The sequence below is a fragment of the Brockia lithotrophica genome (assembly GCF_003633725.1).
Taxonomy (GTDB): domain Bacteria; phylum Bacillota; class Bacilli; order Thermicanales; family DSM-22653; genus Brockia; species Brockia lithotrophica.
Window position 1 is genome coordinate 6,598 of sequence record NZ_RBIJ01000002.1, and the last position, 22,352, is coordinate 28,949.

The 22,352-nt window shown below is 59.8% G+C and carries 18 protein-coding genes and 11 tRNA genes; 10 read left to right on the plus strand and 19 right to left on the minus strand.

Annotation, left to right across the window (positions count from 1 at the left end; all coding sequences use genetic code 11):
• Positions 1-5: 5 nt before the first annotated feature.
• Positions 6-93, minus strand: a tRNA-Leu gene (locus C7438_RS03970).
• A 133-nt stretch (positions 94-226) separates the two neighbouring features.
• Here C7438_RS03970 and C7438_RS03975 point away from each other — a divergent pair.
• From C7438_RS03975 to C7438_RS03985, 4 genes are all read left to right on the plus strand, one after another.
• A complete protein-coding gene (locus C7438_RS03975) occupies positions 227-1,138 on the plus strand; it encodes a tyrosine-type recombinase/integrase (RefSeq protein ID WP_121444094.1) in 912 nt (303 codons plus the stop codon).
• 199 nt (positions 1,139-1,337) lie between these two features.
• Entirely contained in the window at positions 1,338-2,969 is a 1,632-nt protein-coding gene (locus tag C7438_RS03980) for a hypothetical protein (protein WP_121444095.1), read from the plus strand.
• 236 nt (positions 2,970-3,205) lie between these two features.
• Positions 3,206-4,405, plus strand: a complete 1,200-nt coding sequence (locus tag C7438_RS09030) for a hypothetical protein (RefSeq protein ID WP_147401987.1) — start codon at positions 3,206-3,208, stop codon at positions 4,403-4,405.
• A 669-nt stretch (positions 4,406-5,074) separates the two neighbouring features.
• Entirely contained in the window at positions 5,075-7,429 is a 2,355-nt protein-coding gene (locus C7438_RS03985) for a DUF5906 domain-containing protein (RefSeq protein ID WP_121444096.1), read from the plus strand.
• Positions 7,430-7,832: 403 nt separating this feature from the next.
• Here the strand turns inward: C7438_RS03985 and C7438_RS03990 are convergent.
• The 10 genes from C7438_RS03990 to C7438_RS04035 form a co-directional block, all read right to left on the minus strand.
• Positions 7,833-7,920, minus strand: a tRNA-Leu gene (locus C7438_RS03990).
• A gap of 5 nt (positions 7,921-7,925) precedes the next feature.
• Positions 7,926-8,002 (minus strand) — tRNA-Arg (locus C7438_RS03995).
• A gap of 32 nt (positions 8,003-8,034) precedes the next feature.
• A tRNA-Leu gene (locus C7438_RS04000) sits at positions 8,035-8,123 on the minus strand.
• A gap of 4 nt (positions 8,124-8,127) precedes the next feature.
• Positions 8,128-8,203: transfer RNA gene (locus tag C7438_RS04005), tRNA-Thr, on the minus strand.
• Positions 8,204-8,238: 35 nt separating this feature from the next.
• A tRNA-Phe gene (locus C7438_RS04010) sits at positions 8,239-8,314 on the minus strand.
• Between the two features lie 6 nt (positions 8,315-8,320).
• A tRNA-Asp gene (locus C7438_RS04015) sits at positions 8,321-8,396 on the minus strand.
• 16 nt (positions 8,397-8,412) lie between these two features.
• Positions 8,413-8,489, minus strand: a tRNA-Met gene (locus C7438_RS04020).
• Between the two features lie 3 nt (positions 8,490-8,492).
• Positions 8,493-8,568: transfer RNA gene (locus C7438_RS04025), tRNA-Val, on the minus strand.
• 72 nt (positions 8,569-8,640) lie between these two features.
• A tRNA-Ser gene (locus C7438_RS04030) sits at positions 8,641-8,733 on the minus strand.
• Between the two features lie 3 nt (positions 8,734-8,736).
• Positions 8,737-8,811 (minus strand) — tRNA-Asn (locus C7438_RS04035).
• 156 nt (positions 8,812-8,967) lie between these two features.
• Here C7438_RS04035 and C7438_RS04040 point away from each other — a divergent pair.
• Positions 8,968-10,182 carry an MGDG synthase family glycosyltransferase gene (locus C7438_RS04040; RefSeq protein ID WP_170143559.1) on the plus strand — a complete coding sequence of 405 codons (1,215 nt, stop codon included), beginning with the start codon at positions 8,968-8,970 and terminating at the stop codon, positions 10,180-10,182.
• Positions 10,183-10,343: 161 nt separating this feature from the next.
• Here C7438_RS04040 and C7438_RS04045 read toward each other — a convergent pair whose 3' ends face one another.
• The 3 genes from C7438_RS04045 to C7438_RS04055 all read right to left on the minus strand — a co-directional run bounded on the left by C7438_RS04045 (position 10,344) and on the right by C7438_RS04055 (position 12,341).
• On the minus strand, positions 10,344-10,949 hold the full coding sequence (locus C7438_RS04045; protein WP_147401989.1) for a Fur family transcriptional regulator: 606 nt from the start codon (positions 10,947-10,949) through the stop codon (positions 10,344-10,346).
• A 169-nt stretch (positions 10,950-11,118) separates the two neighbouring features.
• The gene (nth, locus tag C7438_RS04050; RefSeq protein ID WP_121444098.1) at positions 11,119-11,853 is read right to left on the minus strand and encodes an endonuclease III; all 735 of its coding nucleotides are present in this window, start codon (positions 11,851-11,853) and stop codon (positions 11,119-11,121) included.
• Positions 11,850-12,341, minus strand: a complete 492-nt coding sequence (locus C7438_RS04055; protein WP_121444099.1) for a peroxiredoxin — start codon at positions 12,339-12,341, stop codon at positions 11,850-11,852. Before C7438_RS04055 ends, nth begins: the two co-directional genes overlap by 4 nt.
• Before the next feature lie 158 nt (positions 12,342-12,499).
• On the opposite strand from C7438_RS04055, the gene C7438_RS04060 reads away from it, so the two are divergent.
• On the plus strand, positions 12,500-13,192 hold the full coding sequence (locus C7438_RS04060) for a zinc metallopeptidase (RefSeq protein ID WP_121444100.1): 693 nt from the start codon (positions 12,500-12,502) through the stop codon (positions 13,190-13,192).
• A 78-nt stretch (positions 13,193-13,270) separates the two neighbouring features.
• Entirely contained in the window at positions 13,271-14,563 is a 1,293-nt protein-coding gene (locus C7438_RS04065; RefSeq protein WP_121444101.1) for an aspartate aminotransferase family protein, read from the plus strand.
• Between the two features lie 78 nt (positions 14,564-14,641).
• Here C7438_RS04065 and C7438_RS04070 read toward each other — a convergent pair whose 3' ends face one another.
• Positions 14,642-14,818, minus strand: coding sequence for a gamma-type small acid-soluble spore protein (locus C7438_RS04070; RefSeq protein ID WP_170143560.1), 177 nt, complete (start codon positions 14,816-14,818; stop codon positions 14,642-14,644).
• Positions 14,819-15,246: 428 nt separating this feature from the next.
• On the opposite strand from C7438_RS04070, the gene C7438_RS04075 reads away from it, so the two are divergent.
• The gene (locus tag C7438_RS04075) at positions 15,247-15,876 is read left to right on the plus strand and encodes a superoxide dismutase (RefSeq protein ID WP_121444103.1); all 630 of its coding nucleotides are present in this window, start codon (positions 15,247-15,249) and stop codon (positions 15,874-15,876) included.
• A 73-nt stretch (positions 15,877-15,949) separates the two neighbouring features.
• Here the strand turns inward: C7438_RS04075 and C7438_RS04080 are convergent, their stop codons facing one another.
• The 3 genes from C7438_RS04080 to C7438_RS04090 are packed head-to-tail and all read right to left on the minus strand — an operon-like array spanning position 15,950 to position 18,922.
• A complete protein-coding gene (locus C7438_RS04080; RefSeq protein ID WP_121444104.1) occupies positions 15,950-17,065 on the minus strand; it encodes an A/G-specific adenine glycosylase in 1,116 nt (371 codons plus the stop codon).
• A gap of 7 nt (positions 17,066-17,072) precedes the next feature.
• On the minus strand, positions 17,073-17,870 hold the full coding sequence (locus C7438_RS04085) for a DNA/RNA nuclease SfsA (protein ID WP_245956501.1): 798 nt from the start codon (positions 17,868-17,870) through the stop codon (positions 17,073-17,075).
• Entirely contained in the window at positions 17,870-18,922 is a 1,053-nt protein-coding gene (locus C7438_RS04090; protein WP_121444106.1) for a D-alanine--D-alanine ligase family protein, read from the minus strand. The genes C7438_RS04085 and C7438_RS04090 overlap by 1 nt, the downstream gene beginning before the upstream one ends.
• 201 nt (positions 18,923-19,123) lie before the next feature.
• Here C7438_RS04090 and C7438_RS04095 point away from each other — a divergent pair, with 201 nt between their 5' ends.
• Entirely contained in the window at positions 19,124-20,569 is a 1,446-nt protein-coding gene (locus C7438_RS04095) for a class II fumarate hydratase (RefSeq protein WP_121444107.1), read from the plus strand.
• Here C7438_RS04095 and C7438_RS04100 read toward each other — a convergent pair.
• A complete protein-coding gene (locus C7438_RS04100; RefSeq protein ID WP_170143561.1) occupies positions 20,560-21,657 on the minus strand; it encodes a threonine ammonia-lyase in 1,098 nt (365 codons plus the stop codon). The genes C7438_RS04095 and C7438_RS04100 overlap by 10 nt on opposite strands.
• A gap of 217 nt (positions 21,658-21,874) precedes the next feature.
• Between C7438_RS04100 and C7438_RS04105 the strand changes: the two genes are divergently transcribed.
• On the plus strand, positions 21,875-22,240 hold the full coding sequence (locus tag C7438_RS04105; protein ID WP_121444109.1) for an LSm family protein: 366 nt from the start codon (positions 21,875-21,877) through the stop codon (positions 22,238-22,240).
• The last annotated feature ends 112 nt before the right edge of the window (positions 22,241-22,352 follow it).

Here is a 22,352-nt window from a genome sequence, read left to right on the forward strand (position 1 = left end):
AGACTTGGTGCCGGTGACAGGGGTCGAACCTGCACGGGGGGTCACCCCACGCGATTTTGAGTCGCGCGCGTCTGCCAATTCCGCCACACCGGCAAACGTGGCGCGCCCGGAGGGACTCGAACCCCCAACCTTAGCATTTTCATTCGGGAATCGAGTGGGGCTAAACAACGTGCGGTCACCCCACTCGATTTTTTGTGGGGCGTCCGCAAGATAGGAGGGGTATACGGTGAACCGCCCATCGTGGTCTGAAGCGCTTGCCGAATTTCTCTTACACAAGCGTGCGGGGGGAATCCGTGAGGAGACCTTACGTGGATACGAACGGCATGTGAAGCAATTTTTCAAACTATACCCCCAGGCGTGGGACGACATGACCGTCTTGAGGCACTCGGCTTTTGAATGGTTGTCGGAGCCCGTGAAACCTGCGACATACAACCTCCGCCTTGTGTATCTCCGAGCCTTCCTGGAATGGTGCCGCGAACAAGGCTACGTGGAAGACAATCCGCTTCGGAAATTCAAACGAAGAAAGGCGGATTCTCGCATCGTCCAGCTTTCGGAAGAAACACTAAGAGCTCTCCTTCAGCTACCCGACCAGAAAACATTTTCCGGACTTAGGGACTATGCGCTTTTGCTTCTTACTCTTGACACAGGCATTCGTCCGAATGAAGCTTTTCAACTGCGCGCTGACGATTTTGACTTTCGAACTCTCAGTGTGCGCATTCGCGCTGAAGCATCCAAAACAAAAACTTCTCGTTTTCTACCCATTTCTCCACAGACGGCACAGGCGGTTCGAAAACTTCTCAAAGCACACCATCCGCATTGGAATGGGAAGGCGCCGGTTTTTTGCACATTCGACGGACGCCCGCTTACCCGGCACGCCTGGAATGACCGGCTGGAAATGTACAGCAAGCGCCTAGGAGTCAAAATCCGACCTTATGACCTCCGGCATGCATTTGCCTTGCTTTTCCTTCGCCACGGCGGGCATGCCTTCGCGCTACAAAGAATCATGGGTCACTCTGACATGAGCATGACGAAGCGCTATGTCGCCCTGACCCAAGAAGACCTGAAGGACATACATGCCGTGGCGACCCCACTCAGTGCCGTTCTGGAACCTCCACGGCCGCGACGGCGGAAGCTGTAAAAACCATGCGTGTGGAACACCACAAAAGGCAGTTGTATCCACGGAAGCGGTATGCTATAATGCCTTTGTAAAATTATTCCAAGGGAGGCTGGTCATGTAAGCGGCTTCTTCCCTGCCGAAAAAAGGAGGAGACATACGGGGGCACACAAGAAGTTTCGCTCAGCTAATAACCATTCCGCATCTCTGGAGGTGCCGCCATATGCAAGGCGAAACTCCGCAGGACAACCGGAATTCAAAGAAAAGCGCTCTCTCGTTTTTAAAATCCAACCCCAAACTCCTCATCCTCTCCCTTCTCATCCTCACCGCAGTTTTTGCAGGCATTTTTGCGCTTGTGCACCACATGAAGGCCTCTTCCGAGAGTGCAGGGGCCACACCGCCTTCCCAGGAAGCGCTCATCGCAGAAGTGAAAGATTACGAAAAGCATGTAGCAGAAAACTGCTGCCTCGCGGTGAAGCTTCCTGTACCTGAAGGCTGGCGCGTCCCTGAGCACCTGAAGGAAAAGGGCCCTCAAGCCGTACCCTACAAGGATTCTGCTACACCTATGACGCTTGAGTACTGGCGTGACCTCATCGGTGAAGAAAACTGGGCCGTCGCGAATAAGGAAATTGAGCCTGAAAATCCTAAGCTCGATGCCCCTCCTCCTCCCCCTCACCCGCTACAAATCATCAAGCGAGACATTTTTGATTTCGCAGAACAGGAGTTTAAAGACTACGAAACGAAGTTCTTAACTGCTTTTGAACGTGCAGCGCAGGGTGACGTTACGGCAATGCCTATGATTCGTTCTGACCTCAAGCAATACTACGAAAAGCCTTACGCCAACGGCTACCCGAAGTCCATGATCGACGCGTGGAAGGAGCGGATGTCCCGCTACAAGCTCACGTTCCTCGGCTACTACGCTTACCCGAACGAGGTTCCTGAGTCCACGGCAGAACTCCTAGCGGTGGAAGAAAAGTTTTGGGCTGCTTACAGCAACAGCGACTCTCCTCTTGAAAGGTACTTCGTAAAGCCTGTAGTTTCTACGGAGGAATTCAATCAAACCTTTAAGGACTACAAGTACAAGTACCACTACCCGCTTCCTTCGGACTTGTCCGAGAAGAAGTTCCTGTTTGCCGACGAGGCGGTAAAGCACGACCCACGGAACTTGCTTGATTTCTACCCTGAGCGGTTCTCTGACGGTTCTCAAAACTACCGCCCCAACTTCATCCTCGTAGACTACACCTTCGGCCCAGACGGAAAGCTTACGTCCTTCACGTTCCGCCCCGTCGGTACGCGCGCTCTCTACCGCGTGGACATCGAAAACCCGGTCGGAAGCGTAGTAAAGAGCGGCACGTGGGCTGCGTCGTATGTAGTACCTGGTGATACGATTACGTTCGAGTACGCCGACAAGGCGCACGAAGAACTCCTCCGCAAGCTCGTCGAGTACCGAATCCCTGTAGACATTCGGCTCATGGAGTTTCCAACGTACTTCTACAAGTCTGAACGAGGAAATGTCATCGACTACCTCGAAACCGACCCGCACAAGCTCACGTATTACTACGACTACAAGGCTAAGTATCCGGAAAACATTGTCGTGACGGTACGTGGCGGAGACTTTGAGTTCGGTGTAGACGTTTTTGTTCACAGCAACGAAGATGTTAAGATGCTCTTTGAAGGTAAAGACCCTGTCCCTGTGCCTTCGCTTCTTCCTGAGTACTACATCCCGCACGAACTCGATAAGTACCATCCGGAACTCCGTAACCAACTGTTTACATCTGAAATGGTCAAATTCTACAAGACCTTCGACGACAGGAAGAAGTGGGGCGCAGGAGCAGTACCGACTGGTGGATTTTAGTATGTATTTTCCCCCGCCTTCAGGCGGGGGCTTTTTTGTTTTCGAACGTGAATTTTTAAAACACGGTGTATAATATACATGCAGAATTTTTATTGTTTCCAGAAAGGAGGGTGAACGCGCTTTGCGCTTTCGAAGATTTCTTCTCCGCGCGTTTTCCATATGGATGGTGGGAATTCTTGTATTCGGAATGCTTCCAGAAGGTTTAGTTCAAAAAAACTTTTGCGGATACGCAGATTGTGGATTTAAGTGGAAGTATACCTTCGTACAACACTCCTCCGTATTCTGGCTACACACCACCTTCGGCTTCAAATCCAGTTCTGCTCTATACGGTGAAGTATGAGAATGTGAACTTAAAATTGGTTCCGCTTTATGACGGACAGAGGTTGTTTGTGGATAAAGACGACCCAGGAAAGTTTAGCGTAAGCTTCGAAGGCGCCCAAAATCCTCCCGGTTACGTTCAACTTTTTGCCCAAAAAGTGGCGAATTGGATTAAGGGAACGGCGGGGCAAACTATTGTTAAATACGGAAGTAAACAAATTTCTGGCCTCCCATATGATATTTGGAATGTTTCTACAGACCAGCCCAATGCCGGCCTCATCGGCCGGGAATTTGTAACGCAAGGAGAATACTATTTCACTACAACACTCCCCGACGGGAAGCTAGCAAACGTAAGAGCAAGGAAAATGACGATGAGGTTTACAACAGGTGGGTTTGCGCTAGGCGATAGCGTCGGGCCGTCAAAAGATGGTGTCGGTCAAGTCTATTCCCGAAGCACCATCTACGCCACCCTCGCTGTAGAGTACGATGGCTTGTATGTTTATCTTGACCAAAAAACAAAAACTACGAGCTACTTTCCAGTAATCCGCAATAAGCAGGTTTCTTTTAACGTTGCCGGAAAATCTTTTACAGACGTTTTGGGCGACAGCGACCCTGTGCTTCCGGGGCAGGCGGTATCCGCAAACGTGCTCGCCACGTATGATACGAACGACGGCCATCCGTATATCACAAAGTCTCCTATTTCTGTTCTAGTAGCTACGTATACAATTCCGATTGATGTGGCTTTTTCTGAAGATTTCAATCCTTCGCTCGCTTCTTTCTCTGCCAACCTCGGTTTTGTCACACCCGACGCTCCCGGTTCAGTGCAGGTCATTTTGCCGACAGATATTAAGACTTCTGGAGCTAATAAATGCAGAGCAGTACGGAAAGGGTATACGGCAATAATTTCCCTGACAAACGCGCTTGGAATGGGGAAGGATTTGAATGAAGCGGTTACATATAACGATCCGCGAGCTCGCGGTCTTTTAAATGTTATTAGAGAACAAGTACGTGATACTGTTAAAAATAAGCTAGTGTCGCTTATTGAAAGTGATATTAGCGGTATGGGGGAAAGATGTGAAAGAAAGGTGCTTTCACTGGTCCGAAAGTGTTTCTGTTGAAAGTGCGCTTTGAAGTTGCGTCAAATGTCCTATCGCTAAGCGGTCACCACGCGGAGGGGATGAAAAAACTTGGGAGGAGATTTCGGGAGGGGATGAAAAGAATAGCAGAAACATCTCCTCCATCGCAATCCCTGTGTTTATGCAAGTTAATGTCATTTCGGAGGAGACGGAGGAGATAAATACCGGGCTCCAACTTTTATTTCATGTGATTCGCCACGCGAGAGGGATATATACCGACTCTCTATTTTTTTCTTTTCTAAGAAAGGACAATCATCTCCTCCATCTCCTCCAAATCTCTCTCCCCTCCGCGTGGGTACTGCGATTTTCGTGGAGGAGATTAAAAAGACATCCCCTCCAATACCATACTCATCCCCTCCGCATATCCTCTAATCTCCTCCGCTTGCCGAATATCTATCGGCGAAATCACGGAGCATAGCGCCTCGAGTTCATACCAGCCCAAGAAGTTTTCGATTTAGAGTTGACTTAAGAGAAAGATATGGTATAATAGAGTCGCAAGGAACCAAAGACTCACATAAGGGGGGTATTCACATGAAAAATGTATTCCCTAGTGAGTTGCGCAGGATGAGGCGATGGATTTTGTGGCGTCTGGCAGACAGGGACGGGAAGAAGACGAAAGTCCCCATTGGGCCAGACGGGAAGGCGATTTCCGTGCTCGAGGAAGGAAACTGGAAGACTTTGGACGAGCTCGAAACACTCGTCGGCATTCCCCACGCAGGTGTCGGTTTTGTCTTCACGGCGGAAGACGGGCTCGTGGGAATAGACCTCGACGACGCGTTCACAGAGCCGTTTGTTACGGAATCCGCCAAGCCCTGGGCGCGGGAAATTTTGGAGCGTTTTCGTGGGGCGTACGTGACTTGGAGCCCGTCTGGAAAGGGCGCCCACATCATCGTCCGCGGCGTGTGGGGATTTGGGCACAAAACGGGGCTCGACGACGGTGGGAAAATTGAGGTTTACGATGACAAACGCTTCTTTACCATGACGGGCCATCTCATCGTAGAATTCGGCGCGCCCAAGCTTGTCGACGCGACGGAGGCGTTGGATTGGCTGGGAAGCAGGTATTTCGGCAATCGGCACCTCGACAAGCAGGAATCGTTTGCATCGCTTCCCCATAAAGATGCCGACCTTCCTCCCGGCCTACCGGACAAAGTGCATGCGTTGCGCCGTGCCCTAGAGGAGGGCAAGCCGAACAACGAGGTTTTACCGCTTCTCCGCGCTGTACTTCCGCTTGCCGGTGAACTTGGAGAACGGGCGAAGCGGCTCATCCAAGGCGACACCAAAGCCTTTGCGGAGTTTCACGACGACCAGTCTGCCATCGAACAGTCCCTTGCGAACGCTTTCGCCGTGGCAACCGGCGGTGACGCCAAGATGATAGCCGAACTCCTTACGCGTTTTTCTCCACGGTGGGAGAAGCGCGAAAAACTCGAGCGCGAGGACTACCTGGAGCGTACTGCCGAGGAAGCCGTGAAGTGGTATCATTCCTCCCATCGCGTGGAGATTGACGTAGACCGCAACGTACTCGAACCATCGGTGCGTAAGTTGGCAATCGATGCCCTCCGCTGGCGCTACGAGGGGAAACTCTTCCGCTACGGTGATGTCCCTGTGGCCGTAGACGGCAATCGTCTTTTCACACTCGATGCGACGAGACTTTCTATCCTCCTAGCCGATGCGGCGATTTTTCGGAAAGGTTCTAAGAAAAAAACTTCCATCGACCCTCCGGAGAGATTGGTGAAGGCGCTGGTTGCGGAGCTCACGATGCGGGAAGAGTTGCCCGAGCTTCGCGGAATCGTGAGGTCGCCGGTCATCTTCCCCGACGGTCGTGTGGTGAGGAGCAACGGATACGACCCCGTTTCGGGGCTGCTTTTCGTAGACTTGCCGAGCATCGACATCCCAAATCCTCCGACGAAAGAGGACGCCTCGAAAGCGTACATGAAGATTCTCGACATACTTGGCTACTCGTTCGCTTCCCCTGCCGATGAATCCGCCGCCGTCGCCTATCTCTTGACCGCTGTCCTTCGTCCCGCTTTTCCCCTCGCCCCGCTGTTTCTCATCACCGCCCCAGAGGCGGGAAGTGGGAAGACGACCCTAGCTCAAGTCGGAGGGATTGTCGCCCATGGACGAATCCCCGACATACTCCCGGAGCCTGAGAACGAAGAAGAATTCCGCAAGCGTGTTGAAGCAGCTCTCCTCGAAGGTCGTGCGCTGATTATCTTGGACAACCTCCACCGCGACATTCGCTCTGCAACCCTCGAAGCGGCGATTACTTCCGAGACGATAAGCCTCCGTCCTCTTGGACGTTCGGAGACGCGAACTGTGCCGAATTCTGCAACTTTTGTCGCTACGGGAAACAACATTGCGCCGTTTGGAGACATGAGGCGTAGGACGGTCGTAATTCGTCTTGAGGGGCGACAAGGCAGCTTGCTGGAAGAAAAACTCGAGGGGAGAGAGAACTCATTCCTGCACGACATCCGCGCGCACCGTGGGGAACTTTTGTCCGCCTTGCTCACCATCGTTCTCGCATACCATCACGCCGGCAGGCCGAACGTACGAGCCTTAAGCTTCCCGTCGTTTGAGATGTGGGCGCGCATGGTTCGGGACCCGCTGGTATGGCTCGGAGCCGCCGACCCTGTGGAGACGGTTCAAAGGACGTACGACGAGGACGAGAACGCAGCAGTTCTGGAAGCCTTCTTCGAGATTTTGTACGAGGAGTTTGGAACTGAGCCGTTTTCCGCGCGAGACGTTGCGGCACGTCTCAATTCCATACGCAATGATGACAGCGACGACTTGATTCGCGACCTAGCTTCCCAACTGAAGATTACCAATCGCTTCGGAGAGGTGGAAACGGCAGCCCTCGGATATAAGCTCCGCGCGTGGAGAGACCGTGTATTCGGCGGTTTCCGCCTCGAACGCGTCGGGACTGGGCACGCTAAGATGACAAAGTGGCGTCTCGTTCCCGTTTCTGCGCTGGCGAACGAGGAAAAGAAATTTCAATCCACAACGCTTTAGGTTTGCCGAGACCGCCCCGATAACGGGGCGGTCGTTTTTATGCCCAAAGCTTTACCTTAAGTATAACATAAGAAGGAAGCGCTTACACGACTTTTCTCTTCGCCTTTTGGAGATTATTGTATTTTTGGAAAATTACAATAAACAAAAAAATAATCCTTACACAGACTTGTTTTCGTGTCATGACTTCGGGCAAGAAAAGAGGGATTCTTTTTCGAACGTATGTTTGAGAAATGAGAAGCGGAAGCAGTCTTGACTCTGGATACTCCCCACGCTAAGCTAGAACTACCTCACTCGATTCTCCGAAAAGCAACCGCACCGGTTTCTTTGAATCGCGGGGAGCTAACTACCTGCTTCCGCGAAAACCATTTCCTTCCAACGGCGCAAAGCCGCGTGAATACTGACTTGGTGCCGGTGACAGGGGTCGAACCTGCACGGGGGGTCACCCCACGCGATTTTGAGTCGCGCGCGTCTGCCAATTCCGCCACACCGGCAAACGTGGCGCGCCCGGAGGGACTCGAACCCCCAACCTTCTGATCCGTAGTCAGATGCTCTATCCAATTGAGCTACGGGCGCAGGGTCGACACGTCGCTTCTGCATATTCCGAGTGGTGCCGGGGACCGGACTTGAACCGGCACGGTAGGCTCCTACCCCAGGATTTTAAGTCCCGTGCGTCTACCTGTTCCGCCACCCCGGCAAGCTGGTGCCGGCGAGAGGACTCGAACCTCCAGCCTGCCGCTTACAAGGCGGCTGCTCTACCGATTGAGCTACACCGGCGCCCTCGTCCGCAGAACCGTCCGATCGGCGTGCGATGGTGGCTCGGGACGGAATCGAACCGCCGACACGAGGATTTTCAGTCCTCTGCTCTGCCGACTGAGCTACCGAGCCGTGAAATGGCGGTGCTGACGGGACTTGAACCCGCGATCTCCGGTGTGACAGACCGGTGTGTTAACCCCTACACCACAGCACCGCGATACATAGTTCTTTGGTAGCGGGGGCAGGATTTGAACCTGCGACCTTCGGGTTATGAGCCCGACGAGCTACCGAGCTGCTCCACCCCGCGATCTGGTGGACGATGGAGGATTCGAACCTCCGACCTCTTGCGTGTGAAGCAAGCGCTCTCCCACCTGAGCTAATCGTCCACGTACACCACAGATTTTCAAACGGCCCCTCGGGGAATCGAACCCCGAACTGCCTTCACTCGGGGCATAGGATGGTGGATAGGGTGGGATTCGAACCCACGGTACGGCTTTTGACCGTACACACGATTTCCAATCGTGCCCCTTCGACCACTCGGGCACCTATCCGTTTGGCTCCGCAGGCAGGATTCGAACCTGCAACCCTCCGGTTAACAGCCGGATGCTCTACCGTTGAGCTACTGCGGAATGCGGTTTACGAACGGCACGTTTAATCATACCACGGACGAGGTGCCTCTGCAAGAGGGGTTTCCCGTTTTCCGAAACCTCTTAACGAGGAAACGGAAGCGTCGGTTTGTTAAGCTTACACGTGGAGACCACCACCGGGTAAGGACGGGATCGGCCATGCTGGACCCTCAAGCTCGCGAAGCGGAAACGCTATCTTCCACGGAGGCGCACTCCTCCGAACCGCGCGTCCTCCTCGTCACGGAAAGGACCTTAGGGGAAGGACACCGGAGCGCCGCGCGCGCCCTCGCCGAGGCGTTCCGCCGCCTCGTTCCCGGCCTCTCCCCCGTCATCGCCACGACGCTTCCCGCCCACGTCGAGTGGGTGTTCAATGCGGTATACGGGCACACCTTGACGAAGAACCCCGCCCTCTGGGGGGCGGCCTACGAGACGGAGCTTTGGACCGGTCCCCTCATGAAACCGATCGTCTCCAACCCCATGCGGCGCAACGTCCGACGCCTCGTCGCCCGCTACAAGCCGCACATCGTTCTCGCCACGCACGCCCTTCCGGTACACGCCTTTGCCCGCATGCGCAAGCGCGGTGCGCCCTACGTCTTCGGCGTGGCGATCACCGACTTTGGAGGAAACAGCTTCTGGACGGACAAGTACGTAGACGCCTTCTTCGTCGCCAACGAGGAAATCGGCCGCCGGATTGCCGCCCGTTACCGCCTTCCCGAAGAGCGCTTCGTTCCCACGGGGATCCCCATCCATCCCGTCTTTGCGGCAGGAGAAGAGGAAAGGCGTCGCCGGCGGGAAGAGAAGCGGCGGGCCCTCGGGATCGGAGAGGAACCCCTCATCCTCCTCTTCGGCGGCGGCGAAGGGCTGTTCGACTTCCCTTCGCTCATCCACGCCCTCGATAAGCTCACGCTTCCCTTCTCCCTCCTCGTGCTCACCGGGCGCAACACCTTCCTCTGGGAGACCCTCCGGACCTTGCGCGGATCGTTACGCCACAAGCTGTTCCCCTACGGGTTTCTCGAAGATCCGCAGGAGATCTTCGATATCTACCTCGCAGGGGACCTGTTGATCAGCAAGGCGGGGGGCCTCACCGTCTCCGAGGCGCTTGCCGTGGGGCTCCCGATGGTTCTGCACCGGCCGATTCCCGGACAAGAGTCGCGGAACACAGACTACCTCTTGGAAAAAGAGGCCGCTCTGTACGCCCCGCGGCCGGACATCCTCGTGCGGACGGTCGAATTCCTCCTTCGGGAACCCGAACGCCGGCGGGAGCTCGCCGAACGGGCACGTTCCCTCGGAAGGCCGGATGCGGCGCTGCGCATCGCCCGCCACATGCTCACCCTGTACGCCCAGTCGCGAAAGCCCGCCCAAACTTCCCCGTGAGACCTCGCAAGGTCGTGCACCTCTCTCGGACCGCTCTGCGCATAGGTCTCTGCAGGCGTGAAGATGAAGAAACGGGCGGCGCATTGCCGCCCGTAAACTCCGCCGCGACAAAAACATCTGCTGTTTTCCGGGAGGCGCTAACGCCCGCGCTTCGGACGTATCTAGAGATCTTCCTCGCCGCGCTTGCGCCGGGAAGGCACGAGACCTTTGCGCTGGCAGTCCGGACAGATCCCGTAGATCACGAGTTTGTGGTCGAGGACCTGATAGCCCAATCGACGGGCGGCCTCGTCCTCCACCTCGAAGTAGGGTGTGTAGGGGAGGTCTTCGACCTTGCCGCAGACGACGCACACGACGTGGTAGTGGTCTTCCGGATTGGCGTCGTAGCGGCTCGCCTGGTCCCCGAAGGTGAGTTCTTGAATGAGCCCGGCCTCCTTGAAGACCTTGAGGTTGTTGTATACGGTCGCCACGCTCATGCTCGGGTACTCGGAAGCCAGGGCCTGATAGATTTCTTCGGCCGTCGGGTGTTCGTGGTGCGTATAGAGGTAGTTCAAGATGGCATACCGTTGCGGCGTCATCCGCACGCCGAGGGCGCGCAGACGCTCCACGGCACGCTCTACGGCGAGAACGTGATCCCTTGGGCCCTTCCCTTCGCTTGTCCCGGACCTCGCGTCGTTTCCGTGTGCGGTCCCTGCCTCCCAAGCACGGCCGTTCTCCGACGACGCTTCCGCTTGGAGAACCTCTGCGGCCTCGTCCTTCGTATTCCGCATTCCGTTCGCCCCCTTGCCACCCCGGCCAAAATGAACGTTCATCCGTTCGGTTGAGAATGAAAACCTCTATCACTACAAGGTTAAAGAAAAAACACTTCTCGCTTCTTTTAGGATACGCCGCCTCCGGCCGCGTGTCAAGGGGATAGAAGGCGAAACCTTTGCCTACGAACTACGGAGTCCCAGGATCGGCCGTACCTCGGGCCGGTCGGACCTCACCGCTTCGCCAGGCACGGCACACCGAACGGAGAGGACAAATGTGGCACTTTGGGGATCTCGCGTGGCACATCCTGCGCCCGTGCCAGATCAACGCGTGGTGGAGGGTGATCCAAAAGCGCTTGGGGACGATTCGCGTGATCTCCCGTTCGACGGTTTCGGGCTTCGAAGAAGTCGTGAGCCCCAAACGGCGGGCAACGCGGCGGATGTGGGTGTCCACGGCAAAGGCCGGGATCGCGAAGGCATTTGCCACCACCACGTTGGCCGTCTTGCGCCCCACTCCGGGAAGGGCCGTGAGGGCTTCGACGTCCGCGGGGACCTCCCCTCCGTGGCGTTCTACGAGTTCCCGGGCCAAGGCAACAAGTCGTTCGGCCTTAATCCGGTAGAGGCCGAGCGTACGGAGAATGGGGTAGAGGTCTTCCGGGGAAGCTTCGGACAGCGCGCGGGCGTCGGGATAGCGACGGAAGAGTTCGGGGGTTACGGCGTTCACCTTGGCGTCCGTCGTCTGGGCGGAAAGCACCGTGGCTACGAGGAGTTCGTAAGGATTGCGGTAGACGAGCTCGCAACGCGCGCCGGGGTAGAGGTCGAGAAGCCCCTGTACGATCTCACGGACGGGGACGCGGTAGGCGCGCAGGGGTCGAGAAGACGTGCGAAGCTTTACGCGCCCTTTGACCTTGCCCCTCTCGCTCATTTTGCTTCCCCCGAGGAGGATACGTGGGCGTCGAGGGCCTCTAGTACGCGTTCGACGTGGCCATCGACGCGCACGTTCGTCCAAGCACGCACGATGCGGCCCGCGGGATCAATGAGGAAGGTGCTTCGCACGACACCGAGGCGGCGCTTCCCGTAAGATACCTTTTCCTGAAGGGCGCCGTACGCGTCAATCACGGTGCGCTCGGGATCGGACAACAAGGAAAAGGGAAGGCCGAGCTTGGCGGCAAACTTCGCGTGGCTCTCGACGCTATCCGGGGAAAGGCCGAGGACTTCGGCGCCGCAGGCGCGGAAGTCCGCGTATCGGTCGCGGAACGCCTCCGCTTCGCGCGTGCAGCCGGAAGTGAAGTCCTTGGGGTAGATGTAGAGGACGAGGTAACGGCCGCGGAACTCTTCCAACGTCCGCTCCCGACCTTCTTGATCCCGTAGGCGAAAGGTGGGAGCTTCCATCCCGGCCTCGAGCTTGGGCATCTCCGCCGCCTCCTCGTACGGAAACGGGTTGTACGACTATCCTACCGCACCCAAGCACCGTTGAAAAGAGAAAAAGGATGAAGGCGTTTCCCGCTCTGTCCTTGACAAGGTTTCCTCGCCTCGGCAAAATCTAGGGAGGAAGAAAGGAGGGATGGAATGTGCCGTTCCTCTACACGCCGTGGACGCCCGTACTTCTCTTGGCATTCCTTCTCTCCTTGGGTGCCCAACTCCTCGTCCAAAGCCGTTTTGCGCACTACGGACAAATCCCGGCTTCCCGCGGGCTCACTGGCCGAAGCGTGGCCGAAGCCATCCTCCGCCAGAACGGTCTGTACGACGTAGCCGTGGAGCCTGTACCGGGAAGTCTGAGCGACCACTACGATCCTACGGAACGCACGGTTCGCCTTTCGGAAGGCGTATACGATTCGGCGAGCATTGCGGCGGTAGCGGTCGCAGCCCACGAGGTAGGACACGCCATCCAGCACGGAACGAACTACCCGCTCCTCGTCCTCCGGCACCACCTCGTACCCGTGCTCAACATCACCTCTGGGCTCGCACCGTGGCTCATCCTCGCCGGGATCCTGTTTAAGGCTTCCGGGCTTTTCCTCCTCGGGGTGCTCTTTTTCGCCGGCGTCGTCCTCTTCCACTTCGTGACCTTGCCCGTGGAATTCGACGCCAGCCGCCGAGCCTTGAGGGAGCTCGAACGCCTTGGCCTCGTCTCGCCTGCGGAAATCCCGGCGGCGCGCAAGGTGCTTACGGCGGCGGCGCTCACGTACGTCGCCGCGGCGACCATCGCCGCTTTGCAGCTTCTCGAATACATTTGGATCTTTACCCAAGGGCGAGACGAAGCGTAACCCCGACCCTCTCGTCGGTTCGCCAAAGCGCATGGAACGCGAAACACCTCGGCACGTGCGACGGAGGAGCATTTGACGATGTGTGCGACAAACGAAGAATGGTTTACCCGCGCGGAAAGGCTCTTTCCGGGGGGCGTAAACTCTCCCGCACGCGCCTATGCGGCCGTTGGGGGAACGCCCCCCGTCTTTGTGCGCGGGGAAGGTGCCTACGTGTACGACGTCGAAGGCAAGCGCTACATCGACTACCTGGCGGCCTACGGGCCCCTCATCCTCGGACACGCCCACCCGGCAATCGTCTCGGCGATCTCCCGAGCAGCAGCCGAAGGTACGGTCCTCGGGACGACGACGACCTACGAGGTGGAGTTTGCCGAACGCCTCCAAAGCGCCATCCCTTCTCTCGAACGCCTGCGCTTTACGACGAGTGGGACGGAGGGGGTGATGAGCGCTATCCGCGTCGCTCGGGCGTTTACCGGGCGGACGACGATCGTCAAGTTTTCGGGATGCTACCACGGCCACGCCGATCCCGTGCTCGGCGATGCGGGGTCGGGTACGGCTACCGTGGGGCTGAGCCACGTCGCGGGGGTTCCGGCGGAAACCTTACGGGACGTTTGGAGCCTCCCGTACAACGACCCCGAGACGCTCCGGACGACCATGCGCAAAAGGGGAGAACGTGTGGCCGCCGTCCTCGTCGAACCTGTGGTGGGGAACTTCGGCATCGTCCCGCCGGAGCCGGAGTTTCTGCGGACGATCCACGAAGAGGCGGCCCGGGCGGGTGCCCTCGTGATCTACGACGAAGTGATCACCGCCTTTCGCTTTGCCTACGGTGCGGTGCAGAGCTTGCTCGGGTACACGCCCGACCTCACGGTCCTCGGCAAGATCATCGGCGGTGGCGTGCCCATCGGCGCCTTCGGTGGACGAAGGGACGTCCTCGAACTCCTCGCACCCCTAGGCCCCACCTTCCAGGCGGGAACTTTCGCCGGCAATCCTCTGGCCATGCGGGCAGGGCTCGCCCTGCTCGACGTGCTCGCAAAGGAAAACCCGTACGGAGAACTCGAACGGAAGGCGATTCGCCTCGCAGAAGGACTTACGGCCGCAGCGCGGCGCTACCGCCTTCCCTTTACCGTAAACCGCTTCGGCGGGGCGTTTTCCACGCATTTTGTAGACGGGCCGGTGCGCACGTATGCGGACGCCCGCCGGGCGGACGACCGCCTCTTCTCCCGCTTTTTCCACGGGCTTCGGGAACGCGGGATCCTCATCGCACCTTCGAAGTACGAAGCGTGGTTTACCATGGTCCCCCACACGTGGGACGACGTGGAAGCCACGCTTCGGGCGGCGGAAGACGTCTTTGCCGAACTCGCCCGCATTGCCTGACGTCACGAGTTCGGCCCGCGACGCGGATGTACGCAAAGGGCGCGCCCTCGGGGCGCGCCCTTCGTCTGTCGTACGGAATTAGGCTTTCTTGTTCTTCTCCGCAGCCTGATTTTGCTGACGCACCTGGTTTACGTCCGTGTCGGAACCGAATTCCTGCAGGGCAGAGCCTTGCGGCTTACGGCTCTTCTGCATGGACTCCTGGTTCTTCTTCTTCACGGCGTCGGCGTCCGTACCCGTCTGGGTTTTCTTGCCCACCTGGCTCACCTCCCGTCATAGCGTGTACCGTTTTTCTCGCCCTATCCTCCATCGACGGAGGTCGCCGTTCCACGACGTATGGACAAATGTCCCAGCCACTTCCTGCTTCGACGAAGAGGGGCTCGTAGACCGGATCCCTCGTTCCGCCGCCCCTTGTTCGGCCGGAGCGTCCTTCGGCGGAAAGGAGGATCCCTTCCACGCGCGACGAAGAAATCCGTCCGATGCCCGGAGAGAATTTCCGAAAGCTCCGCATCATAGAGCGCGGGCACCGGCGCACAATGTAAAAGACCGGAGAGGCGCCGGTGCCTTCCCGAGAACGCAAATTAAAACCACACCCATGTTGTAAAGATTGTTTTTCTCGTTCGAAGAGGTGTATACTGGAAGCAGACCGGTGGACGACGGGTCCGCCGAAAAGGAGGTCGGTCGAAATGTTTACCCTTCCCCCGTTGCCGTATGCGTACGACGCCCTCGAGCCGTATATCGATGCCAAGACGATGGACGTGCACTACAATGGCCACCACGGCGGCTACGTGAAGAACTTGAACGCCGCCCTCGAAAAGTATCCGGAGTGGCTGGAGAAAGACCTCGTCACGATCCTTCAGTCCCTGGACCAAATCCCCGAAGATATCCGGACCACCGTGCGCAACAACGGCGGCGGCCACTACAACCACGCTTTCTGGTGGCCCATGCTCCGGAAAAACCCCGGCGGACGGCCTTCGGGAAGGCTCCTTGCGGACATCGAGGCACAGTTCGGGAGTTTCGAAAACTTTCAAGAAGAGTTTAAAAAGGTGGCCATGGCGCGCTTCGGAAGCGGTTGGACTTGGGCGTTGTACGAGGACGGGCGTATCGTGATCGTCTCTACGCCCAACCAAGACAACCCGGTCATGGAAAGGCGGATCCCTTTCTTCGGGCTCGACGTGTGGGAACACGCCTACTACCTGAAGCACCAAAACCGCCGCGACCTCTACATTGCGGACTTTTGGAACGTCGTGGATTGGGAAGAGGTCGGCCGTCGCTACGAAATCGCCCGAAGCGGAAAGCTCCCCTTTACCTTGTAGTCGGCTCTCCAGACTCGATCCCAAAAGGCCGGTGTCCGGACACCGGCCTTTTGTCGTTGTACCGTTTGTCTCCCTACGATCGCCACTCGGGAGCGAGGCGCTCCTCCACCTTGCGGAAGACGCGGGGCATAGGCACGCGGGCGAGTTCCTCGGGGGGAAACCACCGCGTCTCCCAGCCGTCCTTCACGAGGAAGCGAACGAGGACTTTCTCCGCTCCGCCGCACGCGCCGGGTACGGGGGGCACGCGGAGCCTTAGAAGCCAACGCCGATGCGTAAAGGCGTGCTCCACGGTGCCGACGAGGACGAACTCCGCGCAGCAGTTCTCCACTTGTTCCGACAGAGAGGCGAAGTGGGGAAAATGCCAAAGACGCGCGAGAAGGCCCGCATCGCGCCGCGCGAGCAGAACCCCGTCCTCAGTTCGGCAGAAAAACACGTCGCGTTGTTCCAGAGGTCGGGGCTTCGGAGTCGCGGGCCGAGGGTAGCGCGCCGGCTCGCCGGAACGCCGGGCGGCGCACACGTCTTGCAGGGGGCATTCCAAACAGCGGGGCGCCCGCGGCGTGCACACCGTCTCCCCGAGCTCCATGAGCGCCTCGTTGAAGGTTCCCGTGGATTCGGAAGGAATGTAGGCGCGGAGGACCTCGCGCACCCGGCGCACAAACCCGGGATCGTCCTTAGGACCCTCCCAAGCGAAGAGGCGCGCGACCACGCGCTGCGCGTTTCCGTCCACGGCGGGCTCGGGAAGACCGAGGAGTTTGGAGGCCAAAAGTCCCGAAAGGTAGGGCCCGATTCCGGGAAGCTCGTCCCACGCGCGCGGATCGCGGGGAAACCTCCCCCCGTGGCGCTCGACGACGGCGCGGGCGAGTCCGCGGAGGTAGGCAGCCCTTCGGTAGAACCCAATCCCCTGCCAGAGGCGAAGGACCTCTTCCTCGGAGGCGCGGGCGAGCTCGTCCCATCCGGGAAAGCGTTCGAGAAAGCGCCGAAAGTACCCTTCCGCGGCGCGCACGCGCGTGCGCATGAGGAGGAACTCGCTCACCACGGTCCGGTAGACGTCTGCCTCCGACGGCGGCGCACCTTCCGGGGTCCGCCAGGGCAAGGGGCGGCGGTGGGCGGCGTACCATGCGAGCAACGTCTTGGGCCAGTCGGGGCCGACAGACCGCGCGTCGGATGGGGGGAGCTTTGCTTCCTCCACAGCGCCTCTACTCCTTTCTTCCGCGGCTCCGTTCGACGGGATCTTCCTCCTGCACCGGAATTTCTCCCAACACGCGCACGCCGCGCGGCGTCGGTTCGGTGAGGAGGGCGTGCATGCGTACGCCTGCCTGCCGTGCGGCGCGAAAAGCTTCGGCAAAGCGCGGATCGATGTGTGCCGCGGGGGAGACGGCGCGGGCGTCTGCCCGCCCCACGACGAAGAGAGCGAGGGCTCCTTCCTGCCCGGTCTCTACGAGTTCCGCTAACGCGAGGAGGTGGCGCCGTCCGCGCTCCGTGACGGCATCGGGGAAGTACCCGATTCCCTCGAGCACGTAGGTGACGCTCTTTACCTCCACCCAAAGGGGCGGGAAACCGTACGCGGCGGGAACGTACAGGTCGAATCGGTGGGCACCGCGAGCCACTTGGCGTTCGAGAAAGGCACGACCGCACATGCAGCGAAGCCACCACGAAGCCACGAGTTCCGCCACGCGTGCGTCGACCGTGGCGTAGCCGCCGTGCGGGAGTTCCGCGAGGACGGCGCGAAAATTCGTCTTCCGCGGTTTCTTCCCCCGTGGGTCGGACGGTACGGGGGAAATCCATATTCCGCCACCGGGAAAGAGCACGGTCTCAAGACGACCGGGATCGGGAAGGTGCACGGGAAAGGGCTTCGCCTCTCCCCCATCTCCCTCGCCCGTAGCGAGCAAAAGAAAGCGGTTCGGGCGCGCGAGAAAACGCGCCCGAACGAGGGGAGGGAAGGTTACGGCGTAGCCGGAACAGTCGCTTCCTTCGGCGTAGGGCGAACCCCGCATCACGCCCGCCCCTCCGCTTCGCCGGAGGAATCTTCGAGGGCGAGGGCGACGAGGCGGTCGATGAGCGAGGGGTAGGAAAGCCCCGTGGCTTGCCAAAGCTTGGGGTACATGCTCTGTTCGGTGAACCCCGGAATCGTGTTGACCTCGTTGACGAAAATCTCCCCCGTCTCCCGGTGGAGGAAAAAGTCCACGCGGGCAAACCCTCGGGCATCCAACGCGCGAAACGCCTCTAGCGCAAGGAAGCGGAAGCGTTCCCCAAGCGTTTCATCTAAAGGAGCGGGGATGAGGAGGTCCGTCTTTCCCGGCGTGTACTTGGCATCGTAGTCGTAAAACTCGTTGTGGGGGACGACCTCTCCGGGTACGCTGGCCTCGGGGTCTTCGTTGCCGAGCACGGCGACTTCGATCTCCCGGGCGGGAACGTAGGCCTCGACGACGACCTTGCGGTCGTAGCGCAGGGCTTCTTCCACGGCTGTGGGGAGGTCTTCGGGGCGTTTCACCTTGCGAATTCCCACGCTCGACCCGAGGTTTGCTGGTTTCACAAACAGAGGAAGTCCGAGCCCTTCGAGAAGGCTCCGGGCGATCCCGTCGGGGTCCTTCACCCAGCCGCTCCGCGTGAAGTCGCGGTAGGGAACCTGCGGAAGGCCGAAGGCGGCAAAGAGGCGTTTCATGAGTACCTTGTCCATTCCCGTCGCAGATGCGGCGACCCCGGAACCAATGTAGGGGATCCCCAAAAGCGTGAGGTACCCCTGTACCGTACCGTCTTCTCCGTGCGGCCCGTGAAGGAGCGGGAAGGCTACGTCGGCCTCCTCAAGCGCCGCACACCCGACCTTCGGCCGCCGGTGCAATTCTGCTGGAAAAGGTGGTTCTCCTTCGAGCAAAGGGAACGAGCGTTCGGGTGGATGCCAAGAACCCCCGCGGTCGATGTACACGGGAATGAGTTCATACCGCTCGCGGTCGAGGACGCGGTATACGCTTCGGGCAGATGCGAGGGAAACCTCGTGTTCGGCAGAACGTCCCCCGAAGAGGAGGGCGAGCTTGATGCGCGTAGACATGACCGTCCCCGCCTTCGTACGTCTTGATGCCCCAGTAGCGGGCGCAAAAAGGCCGACCCTTTCTCTTTTTCCTACGCGTATTGTACCTTAAGAAAGAACCGCCCCGTCGCATCGGCGCCCGCGGCGGAGTCCGAGGCGCGGAGCCGAACCCTTTAGCCTCTTTCATTCCATCCTCGCATTCCATCCTCGGGAGGAGAGAACATGACCCGGCCGAACGCGTCCGATCCCCAAAGTTCAAAACAAGGCGCCGAAGCCGCCGTGCTTTGGGGTCCGCACACCGAGCGCACGCGGCAGCTATTTCCCCTCGGCGGCGCCCGCGGAGAAATGCGCATGCCACTGGAGGTCGTCTACGCCATCGCTCTGATCAAAAAAGCCGCCGCCCGCGTCTGGGCGCGCCGCGGCGTGTTTTCCCCCGCAAAGGGGGAAGCCATCGCCGCCGCCGCAGACGAGATCCTCGCCGGGCGTCACGACGACCAATTTCCCCTGCCCGTGTGGCAGACGGGTTCGGGGACACACACGCACATCAACGTGAACGAAGTCATCGCCCGCCGCGCGGAAGAGATCCTCGCCGCCCGAGGCGTCGACGAACGCGTGCACCCGTATGACGACGTAAACCGCGGCCAGAGTTCTAACGACGTCTTCCCATCCGCCATGCACATCGCCGCGCGCACGCTCGCCGAAGAGCGGCTCTTCCCCGCCCTCGAAGAATTCCTCTCTGTCCTGTGGGAAAAGGCGTGCGCCTACCGTTTGACGGTGAAGCTCGGACGCACGCACCTCATGGACGCCGTTCCCCTCACCTTCGGACAGGAGATCTCCGGATGGGCGGCGCTCGTGGAGGCCGACCTGCGCCGGATCCGGGAGGCGGCGGCGGAGTTGGAGGAACTGGCCCTCGGAGGTACGGCCGTGGGCACAGGGCTCAACGCACCTGAAGGGTTCGCCGAAGAGGTCGTCGAAGAACTCGCCCGCCTCACGGGCTTCCCCCTTCGGCGTGCGGAAAACCCCTTCGCCGCCCTATCCGGGCAAAACGCGCTCGCCCGCTTTCACGCCGTCCTGCGCGTCCTCGCCGCCGACCTCTTCAAGATCGCAGGGGACGTCCGCCTCCTCGCCAGCGGTCCGCGGGGCGGTTTGGGGGAAATCCGCCTACCGGCCAACGAAGCTGGGAGTTCGATCATGCCGGGCAAGGTGAACCCTACCCAAGCCGAAATGCTCCAGATGGTCGCCGTGCAGGTCATGGGCTACGACGCCGCCGTCGGCTTCGCCGCCGCCTTGGGGCAGCTGGAGTTTACGACGTTTCGCCCCCTCGTGGCGTACAACGTCCTCACGTCGATCAAACTCTTGGGCGACGCCGTCCGCAGCTTCACGGAGTTTGCCCTTCGGGGACTCGAGGCCGACGAGCGAGCGATGCGGGAGCACCTCTCCCGTTCGCTCATGCTCGTCACCGCCCTCTCGCCGCGCATCGGCTACGAACGGGCGGCGGAAGTCGCCCGCCTCGCCCAGCGCGAGGGGATCACCTTGCGTGAGGCGGCCGCACGCCTCGGCGTCCTCACTCCGGAAGAGTTCGACCGCCTCGTACGTCCTGAGGACATGGTCGGAACCTTCCTCGTCCGCGAAGCGCACTTCTGCGGCGACGGAGAGGCTCAAGGCTGACGCCGAATGAGCGAACAAAAGAGTTCCGGATCTACGTTGCCGCCGGAAATCACGGCGACAAGACGGCCGCCGTCCCCCGGCGCGGCGGCCTTTCCGCCCCGCCCTTCTCGAACGGCGAACGCGCCCGCAAGGGACACGGCTCCAGAAGGTTCGGCGACGATGCGCGCTTCCCAAAAGAGGCGACGAAGAGCTTCGGCGATTTCCTCTTCGCTCACCGTGACCAAAGCATCGACGTAGCGCTGGACGATGGGGAAGGTGAACGCCCCCGGCATTTCCGCCCGTAGGCCGTCGGCCATCGTCTCGACCGTTTCGCGGCGTACGCGGGTCCCCGCCTCGAGGGAGCGGCGCGTGTCGTCCGCTCCTTCGGGCTCTACGCCGACGACGCGCACGCGGGAAAAGCGCGCCTTGACCGCCGTGGCGATTCCGGCAATGAGCCCGCCTCCGCCCACGGGTACGAGGAGGACGTCGCCTTCCCGCAAAAAGGGGTAGAGTTCGAGGGCGAGCGTCCCCTGCCCGGCGACGACCCGGGGATCGTCGTACGGGTAGACGATTTCCGCCCCCCTCTCCGCGGCGATGTGTTCCGCTTCTTCGAGGCGCTCCGAAGAGCGGCCTCCGACCTGCACGATCTCCGCCCCCAACGCCGCGATCGCCTCCCGCTTTACCGCGGGGATCGTTTCCGGGACGACGACCGTGGCCTTGAGGCCGAAGAGCCTTGCCGCGTACGCCACGGCACGCCCGTGGTTGCCTGAAGAGGGGGTGACGACGTGGCGCACGCCCCTACGCGCCGCGTCGGCGACCGCCGCCAAAGCGCCGCGAATCTTAAACGCGCCGATCGGCTGAAGGGTTTCGAGCTTGAGCCAGATTTCCGCTCCTCCCCACCCCCGAGACGAAGGCTCCGAATCCGAAAGGGGCGACCTCGGTAGTACGTCCCCCGCGGGAGAAACTCCTTGCGGAAGGGAACCGCTTTCCCAAAAGCGGACGAGCGGTGTATGCGGAAGGTACCTGTGCACAACCTCCGCGGCGGAGGCAATCCACGAAAGGCCCCAGGCCGGGGTGAGCGTATCGGGGTGAGGTACCTCGGCGGACACGGATCCCACAGCCTCCTCCTAGATCGGCGTACCGTACCGTATTTCGACGAATTTCGAAGGGTGGGCGACGACCCGTCCGACCCCACTATAGCACACGGGAGAAAAAGGTGCGACCGGGCGTTCTCCCCTTATCCCGATGCGGCGCGGCGCGTACACATGCGGGCGACCACGGCGTCGCATACCTTGGCAGCGCAGTCGGGACAAAGGGGGGACTTCCATGGCCGTACACTACGCACACGCCCGGGCGTTCGTCGGGCGACCGGTGTACGTGGTGACCGCAGACGGTCGACGCTACACGGGGATCGTCCACGCCGTAACGCCTACGCACCTTTACCTGCGCCCGCTTCGGATGCCCAATCCCGGCGGAAGGGCCTGGCCCTATCCGCCCACGCTCGTCGCAAACCGAACCCCCGAAGGCGGACAGCCCGCCGTCGAGCCGCTCGCTCCGGCGGAAGGGGGCGGGTTCACCCTCGAACCGGCACAGTACCGCACGGGTTGGGCGCCGTGGTGGCCGGGGTATGAGGCGGCGCTCATCGCCCTCCCGCTCTTCGCCATCCTCGCCCTTGGCCTTCTCTTTGTCTAAGCCGACTTCGGCGATTTCCGCAGGCAAGCGGAAGCGAGGCGACCCTCTGGGGGTCGCCTCGTCGCTTTCCAAAGGCGGGACGGGCCCCTTTCTCCGACCTCCACCACCCTCC